The sequence below is a fragment of the Dehalococcoidia bacterium genome, from assembly GCA_035574915.1.
In the GTDB taxonomy this organism is placed as follows: Bacteria; Chloroflexota; Dehalococcoidia; order DSTF01; family WHTK01; genus DATLYJ01.
The window spans coordinates 1-7412 of the sequence record DATLYJ010000026.1 but is presented as its reverse complement, the minus strand read 5'-3'; the positions used below and the strand labels follow the sequence as shown (position 1 = coordinate 7412).

Annotated in this window: 7 protein-coding genes and 1 tRNA gene; all 8 read left to right on the top strand. The window is 67.2% G+C overall.

The genetic code is table 11. From position 1 onward, the window contains the following. Positions 1–289 precede the first annotated feature (289 nt). Positions 290–1030: an ABC transporter ATP-binding protein gene (locus tag VNN10_02365; GenBank protein ID HXH20844.1), complete on the top strand. Its 741-nt coding sequence runs from the start codon at positions 290–292 to the stop codon at positions 1028–1030. Positions 1031–1033: 3 nt separating this feature from the next. Then, positions 1034–4291 carry an FtsX-like permease family protein gene (locus VNN10_02360; protein HXH20843.1) on the top strand — a complete coding sequence of 1086 codons (3258 nt, stop codon included), beginning with the start codon at positions 1034–1036 and terminating at the stop codon, positions 4289–4291. Between the two features lie 3 nt (positions 4292–4294). After that, the gene (locus tag VNN10_02355) at positions 4295–4501 is read left to right on the top strand and encodes a hypothetical protein (protein ID HXH20842.1); all 207 of its coding nucleotides are present in this window, start codon (positions 4295–4297) and stop codon (positions 4499–4501) included. 125 nt (positions 4502–4626) lie between these two features. Further along, the gene (locus VNN10_02350) at positions 4627–5394 is read left to right on the top strand and encodes a CAP domain-containing protein (protein ID HXH20841.1); all 768 of its coding nucleotides are present in this window, start codon (positions 4627–4629) and stop codon (positions 5392–5394) included. 49 nt (positions 5395–5443) lie between these two features. After that, a tRNA-Val gene (locus tag VNN10_02345) sits at positions 5444–5519 on the top strand. A 77-nt stretch (positions 5520–5596) separates the two neighbouring features. Then, positions 5597–6157 carry a hypothetical protein gene (locus VNN10_02340; protein ID HXH20840.1) on the top strand — a complete coding sequence of 187 codons (561 nt, stop codon included), beginning with the start codon at positions 5597–5599 and terminating at the stop codon, positions 6155–6157. 18 nt (positions 6158–6175) lie between these two features. Next, positions 6176–6604 carry a hypothetical protein gene (locus VNN10_02335; GenBank protein ID HXH20839.1) on the top strand — a complete coding sequence of 143 codons (429 nt, stop codon included), beginning with the start codon at positions 6176–6178 and terminating at the stop codon, positions 6602–6604. A gap of 110 nt (positions 6605–6714) precedes the next feature. Then, on the top strand, positions 6715–7412 hold a 698-nt coding region (locus tag VNN10_02330), incomplete at its 3' end, for an SDR family NAD(P)-dependent oxidoreductase (GenBank protein ID HXH20838.1).

The following is a 7412-nucleotide window of genomic DNA, read 5'->3' as shown; positions in this document are numbered from 1 at the left end:
GCCCACGCGAAACCGTCGCGGCAGGACTCCGGTGGTCAAGCTGTCGGGCGCGGGCAGTTCAGGCATCGCGGGCTTACGGGCTCCGAGATTCGTCGTGCGGAAGGCGGGCGGCAGGGCGAGCGAAGTATGTCACAGGCCCCTGGGGCCGTAAAGACGGACGCAACTGAGGCCGGAGCGGGGCCGGAGTGAGCCTGATCACATTTGCACAGGTTTGGTGGTTTCCTCGACGCCAGTGACTGATACCATGGGAATGCCGTTTTGAAGGATTGTCTCGTCAGGGAGTACATTTGTGCCTTTCGACGACAGAAGTGACGGCGTGAACGCCGTCGAAGCAGTAGGTGTAGTCAAGACTTACGAGACCGACAACCTGCGCGTGCAGGCCCTCCGGGGCGTGTCGCTCACGGTCCCTCGGGGCGACATGGTGGCGATCATGGGCCCCTCGGGCTGTGGCAAGACCACGCTGCTCAATTGCTTGAGTGGCCTCGACACCATCGATGCCGGGGTGGTGCGCATCGGCGGCGTCGACATAAGCCGCCTCTCCGACAACGAGAAGAGTGACTTCCGTGCCCGCAAGATGGGCTTCATCTTCCAGTTCTACAACCTGCTGCCGGTGCTCAGCGCCGTCGAGAACGTCGAGCTGCCCCTCCTGGTGAGCGGGGTGCCGGCAAAAGAAGCACGTCATCGCGCGATGGCGGCGCTCGAGCTCGTGCACCTGGCTGATTGGGCGCAGCACCGCCCCTCGCAGCTCTCCGGCGGCCAGAGGCAGCGCGTCACAATCGCTAGGGCGCTGGTCAACGAGCCCGACATCGTCTGGGCCGACGAACCGACGGGCGACCTCGATTCGAAGAACGCGGAAGAGATCATGGACCTCATGACCGCCCTCAACCATGAGAACCACCAGACCTTCGTTATCGTCACCCACGACATCAACATCGCCCGGCGCACCTACCGCATCGTGAACATGCTGGACGGCGAGATAATCGGCGAGGAGGCGACGGAGCGCGCGAGAGAGCGCGTCGTCGCCCGCTGAGCGATGGACGAGCTATTCGGGCTCTCGATGAACCTGATCATGTACGTCCTGGTCTGCGCGCTTGCCGTCGCGCTGACCGCAGTCGGCCTGATCGCCTGGCGAAACCCTGTGATGTTCAAGATCGGCGTCCGCAATATCCCCAGGCGGCGCGCCCAGACGACGCTCATAGTGCTGGGCTTGATGCTCAGCACGCTCATAATTTCCGCCGCCTTCACTACCGGCGACACCGTCGACCAAAGCATCACCCAGCAGGTCTTCTCTCGCCTGGGCTCGGTGGACCAGGTGGTGCGGTTGCAGTCCGCGCCCGGTGACGAGTCCATCGAAGACGAAGAGGGCGAAGAGGCCATCCGCGACCCCAGCTTCGACCTCGCGGCCGTGATGCCGTTGATAGAGGCGCTCTCCCGCGACGAGCGCGTGGACGCGGTCGTGCCTGTGTACGCGGACGTCGCTGCGGCGGTCAACCTCGAGAAGCGCCTCTCGTCGCCGGTGTTCACGCTGACCGGCATCGACCCGGTGCGCTTCGGCGACCTGCCCGACCTGAAGGACACGCGCTCCGGCGCCCACCTCAAGGTCTCCGACCTGGCCGCGGGCGAGATCTACCTCAACAAGAGCGCCGCCGACGAGCTCGACGTCCGCGCCGGCGATAGCGTGCAGATCACGGTGCTGGGCAAGGCGCGCACCTTCCGTGTCCGCGCCGTGGTCGAGGACAAGCGCCTTGCGGGCAGCGCCGGCATCTCGACTCGCCTGCAGGGGGGCGTGGTACCGCTCGCCATCGCCCAGGAGATGTTCTCCGCGCCCGGGAAGGTGACATATATCGCGATCTCCAACCAGGGGGACGCGCGCGGGGGCCTGCGATACGCCGAGGAGGTAGCCGCGGATACGCGCGCTCTGGCCCGAAGCGCAGAGGTCCCGGTGGTCGTCCTCGAGCAGAAGCGCATATCGGTCGAGTTCGCCGAGCAGGGGGCCAGCGTCTTCACGACGTTCTTCCTCGCCCTCGGGCTGTTCTCCATCGGCGCCGGCATCCTCCTCATTTTCATGATCTTCGTGATGCTCGCCGCCGAGCGAAAGCAGGAGATGGGCATGGCGCGCGCCGTCGGCACCAAGCGGGCCGACCTGGTGCAGACCTTCCTCTCCGAGGGCATGGCTTACAACCTGGCAGCGGCCGCCGTGGGCGCCGGCCTTGGCGTCGTCGTCGCGATGGTCATCGCCCGGATCATGGCTTCGGTGTTCGGAGAGTTCATCGACATCTCGCCCCATGTGACGGCGCGCAGCCTGATCATCTCCTACGCCCTGGGCGTTGTCCTCACGTTCATCACGGTCACGTTCTCGTCCTGGCGGATCAGCAACATCAATATCGTCCGCGCGGTGCGCGACATCCCTGAACCGCCGGCCGAACCGCCGCAGTGGCGCGCCCGGGGCATCCTGGCGACACTGCGGCGCCTGATCTTCCGCCCCGGAGAGAAGCGAGCCTGGGTCATCCGTCCCGGGCTAGCCGTCATTGCTGTCGCTCTCATGACCTCGGTCGGCGGCATCGAGGCCGGCTGGCTGCAGGCCGTCGTGGGCGTCGCCGCCACCCTGCTATTTCTTTCGTTCATCTTCATAACGTTCCAGTTGGGCCCGCTCTTCCTCGTGGGTAGCATCCCGCTGATAGTCGTGGGCGCCTCCGAGATGAGCCAGTTCCCGCTGTACATGGGCTTGTCGCTGTTGCCCATCGGCCTGGCGCTTCTCCTGCGCTCCTTCGGCTCGCCGGAGCGCCTCACCTATACGACGGCCGGCCTGGTCTTGCTCTACATCTGGCTCTTTGACTTCGAGTTCAACCTGATCGAGAGCGTATTCGGCGAGGTCGACGGCGATATCGAGATGTTCTTCCTAAGCGGCGTCATGATCACGGTCGCGTCCGTCTTCCTGGCCGTGTACAACGCTGACCTGATCGTCACGGTGATCACGATGGTGGGCAGCCACCTGGGGAAGCTCATGCCATCCATACGCATGGCTGTCGCCTACCCGTTGGTGAACCGCTCCCGCACGGGTATGACCATGGCCATGTTCTGCCTGGTGGTCTTCTCGCTGATCGTGATGTCGTCGATGAACTACAACTTCGAGCACGTGTTCATCAGCGACCGCGCCCTTGGCGGCTGGCAGGTCTTCGTCGATGAGAACCCATCGAACCCCATTCCGGACCTGACGGCGACCCTGCGTCAGTCCGGCTCATCGGCGGCGTCCCGCATCGAGGCGGTGGGGACGACGTCCCTGGCCCTGCAGCGGCGCGCGGCGGTCTGCGAGGTGCGGCCGCGACAAGACTGCGCGGCGCCGTCTGACGGCGGGGAGACCCGGCGGGCGCCGCGCGGGTTCGAGGACTATCGGGTGCTTGGCCAGGACGCGAACTTCCTGGCCCGCTCTCAGATACCGCTCCAGACGCGCGCGAACGGCTACGGCAGCGACGCCGAGGTGTGGGAAGCCGTCCGCCGGGACCCGACCTTGGCGATCATCGACGCGAACGCAATCAGCGGCGACTTCGGCGCGCCGCCGGTAATCACGACGGTCGATGCGGGCGCGCGGACGATGGAGCCAGTGGAGATCGTGGTGCTCGACCGCCTGTCGGGACGCACGGCCCGCCTCAAGGTCATCGGCGTAATCGAGCTGGGGGCGAGCGGCACCTTCTACTTCGGCCTCCACGTGTCCGAGCAGGCCTTCGCCAGCACGTTCGGCGCCCCGGATGTCAGGCGCTTCTATGTCCAGACGGCGCAGGGCGCCGACCCCCGGCAGGTGGCGCGTGACATCGAATCGTCGCTGCTGGAGACGGGCGCGCAGGCGGAGTCCCTGCGGGCGGAGATCAACCGGCAGTCGTCCTTCTTCACCGGCTTCTTCCGCATCATCCAGGGGTTCATGGGGCTGGGCCTCTTCGTAGGCGTGGCGGCCCTGGGCGTCATCGCATTCCGCTCGGTGGTCGAGAGGCGCCAGCAGATCGGCATGCTGCGGGCCCTGGGCTACACGAAGGGCATGGTGGCGCTGACTTTCCTGCTGGAGTCTGCGCTCATCGCCGCTGGCGGGATCGCGACAGGCATCATTTTCGGCCTGATCCTCTCCCGCTACTTGATCCACGACGAGTTTGCCAACCAGGGAGTCGTGAACTTCGTAATCCCGTACTCGCAGGTGGCGCTCATCGGCCTGCTATCCTTTGGTTCGGCCCTGCTCATGACTCTCCTGCCCTCACGGCAGGCATCGAGCATCCCTATCGCCACAGCCTTGAGGTATGAGTAGAGGATGAAGACTGAATTCTACGAGTCCGACCCGTTCACGCCGCGAAAGACTGAGCTGCTGCTGAGTCTCGACACCGACTACCGGTTCGAGAAGGGCGACGAGGTCGTGATAGAGAGCTCGAGCCGGACGATGAAGATACGCGTGATGGACGTCCGGATCCACGTGAAGATGGGCGTCCTCAGCCGCGAGATCCTTGCCCTGAGACTCTGAGCCGCGCCCCCGCACAGGACCTCACGCCCTCCAAAAGCGAAGACTCGTCAGCTTGACACTCTATTGAGCGCGCCAATAGATTGGTTCGGTGACTTCGGCGGGGCTGAAGTGTCGAGGCGACTAACTTGAGCCCGCGGTCGCTGGGGCGACTGCTCTTGCTGGCACCCCTGCTGCTGGCCGGCTGCGGCGTCCCCATCTCCGCCGCCGACCTCGCCCTCACGCCCGAACCTGAGCCGACCTCCGCCGTGGACGTCAGACTGGGCGGCCAGTCCCTGCCGTCCGCGCGGTCCGCTGACGGTGCGCCGGCCTCCGCGTCCCGGCTTGCGGCGACCGCCGGGCCGCTTACCACCCCGGTACCGTTCACGCCCCTTGCAACCTCAACTGCCCGGGCCACGGGCACGGCCCAGGCTTCCGCCACTCCCAGTGCCACGCCTTCGCCAACTCCCTTCGGCACTCCGGCGCCGACCGCGACGCCGCCTCCCAGCGCCGCCGGCCTCGCCGAGGAGGCAGTGCGCCTCATAAACGCCTACCGCACCAGCAGCGGCCGGCCAGCGCTGAATGCCGATCCCGCCCTGATGGCGGCCGCGGCGGCGTACGCGCGCCAGATGGCCGAGGCCAACTGGCTCGCCTGCGGCTGCGACTTCCACACGGGGCCGGACGGGTCGCAGCCGGAAGGCCGCATCGCGCGGGCGGGCTACCCCGGCCGCTTCCGCGGCGAGGCGATCACCGGAGGGCAAGGCGATGCGCAGTCCGCGGTCAACGCCTGGCTGGTGAGCCCGCCCCACGCGGCGATCGTGTTAGACACGAGCGCGACCGACATCGGCATCGGCTACTTCTACAGCGCCAGCGCGGCCTACGGGCACTTCTGGGTGCTGATCGTCGGCGCCCGCTAGGCCGCGGCCGCCGCGGCGCCGGTGCGCTAGAATGGAGTGCGCGCGCGGGGGGCGGTTAGCTCAGCTGGCAGAGCGCTTCCTTCACACGGAAGAGGTCACAGGTTCAAGTCCTGTACCGCCCACCACCGCTGCCACGAAGTCCCTCCACTCGAGGCCTCTGCTGCCGGCGGCCGGCGGCGCGGATTCCGGCGGGACCGGCCGAATGGCACTGCCCTGGCTGGCGTCGTCGTATATCCTTGCCGCCAAGGAGGCGAACATGGAGCCGCCGCGCCCGGTCAACCCGGCTTATCGCACGTTTGTCAGCTACATAGACAAGAGCCGCGAGTTCTACGCCGCCCAGGGGTTCACGGAACCGTACCGATGGGCCTGCTTCGCGGACGTCCCCTTCACACCGCTGGCCAAGCCCCTGCGGTCCGCGGTCGTTACGCTGATCACCACCGCTAGCCCGGAGTGGGATGGCCCAGCCGCTGAACGGCCGCCGAACGGGGTTTATTCCATGGACGGCGCGGACCCGCCGGCGCGCCTGTTCACCGACAACAGGTTCTGGGACAAGCAGGCGACCCACACCGAGGACCTCGACTCCTACTTCCCGATCCACCGCCTCCAGGAGCTGGCGGCCGAGGGCGAGTTGATCCTCGCCCCGCGCTGCCACGGTGTGCCGACCGAGTACAGCCAGCGTCTGACGATGGAGGTAGATGCGCCGGAGGTGCTCTCGCGCTGCCGTGAGGACAAGGTCGACGCTGCGATACTGGTGCCGCTCTGACCGGTGTGCCACCAGACCGTGAGTCTGGTAGCCCGCCACCTGGAAGCGAACGGCATCGCGACTGTCATCCTCGGGGCCGCGCGAGACGTGGTCGAGCAGTGCGGCGTGCCGCGCTTCGTCTTCACGGACTTCCCGCTCGGGAACCCGTGCGGGAAGCCGTGGGACGCGGCGATGCAGCGCGAGATCGTCCGGATCGGGCTCGAGCTGCTGGAGTCGGCCCGGCGGCCGCGGACCACAGTGCAGACGCCCTTCGTCTGGAGCGAGGACAACTCCTGGCGCGACAACTACATGCGCATCGACTCCGATAAGCTCGATGAGCTCCGGGCGCTGGGGGAGGAGCGGCGACTGGCGCGTGAGCGGGCCAAGGCGGAGGGGCGCCTGCGCGGCTGGACGGGAAGCGAGGTCTATACTCCCAGGACCGGCGCGGGCGGCGGCCGGGCCAGCTAACCCCTCGACCGCCGAGGCTCGTTCGACGCTACGGGCGATGGGCTAGCATCTCGTCCGCGGCGGCGGTAAATTCGGAGCGCAAGCAGCGCAGACTCTGGAGGAGAGGGACCATGCCTAGGGGATGGCTCGAAGGCAAGGTAGCTGTTGTGACCGGCGCGGGCCGCGGGATCGGCCGCGGCATCGCGCTACTGATGGCCAAGGAAGGCGCCAAGGTCGTCGTGAATGACCTCGGCGGCAACACCGACGGGACGGGCGTCGACCAGGGGCCGGCCATGGAGGTCGTCGAGGAGATCAGGAAGGCGGGCGGGACCGCAGTCCCGAACTTCGATAGCGTCGCCTCTGTCCAGGGCGGCGAGAACATCATCAAGACGGCCCTGGACAACTTCGGCCGCATAGACATCCTCGTGAACAACGCCGGCATCCTCCGCGACCGCATGATCTTCAACATGACGGAGGAGGAGTGGGACGCCGTCATCGCCGTGCACCTCAAGGGCCAGTACTGCACGATCAAGCCGGCATCGATCCTGATGCGCCAGCAACGCTGGGGGCGGATCGTCAACTTCTCGTCGACCTCGGGCCTGATCGGCAACGCGGGGCAGGCGAACTACGGCGCGGCGAAGGCCGGCGTCGCCGGGCTCACGCGCGTGGTCGCGCGCGACCTCGGCCGCTACGGGGTCACCTGCAACGCCATCGCTCCGGTGGCGGCGACGCGCCTGACGGCGACGGTGCCAGCTGCGGCGCGCGACCTGCGCGCCCGCGCCGGGATCTCCGGCGCGGCAGGGCCGGCGCCCGGGGGAGCGCCAGCGGC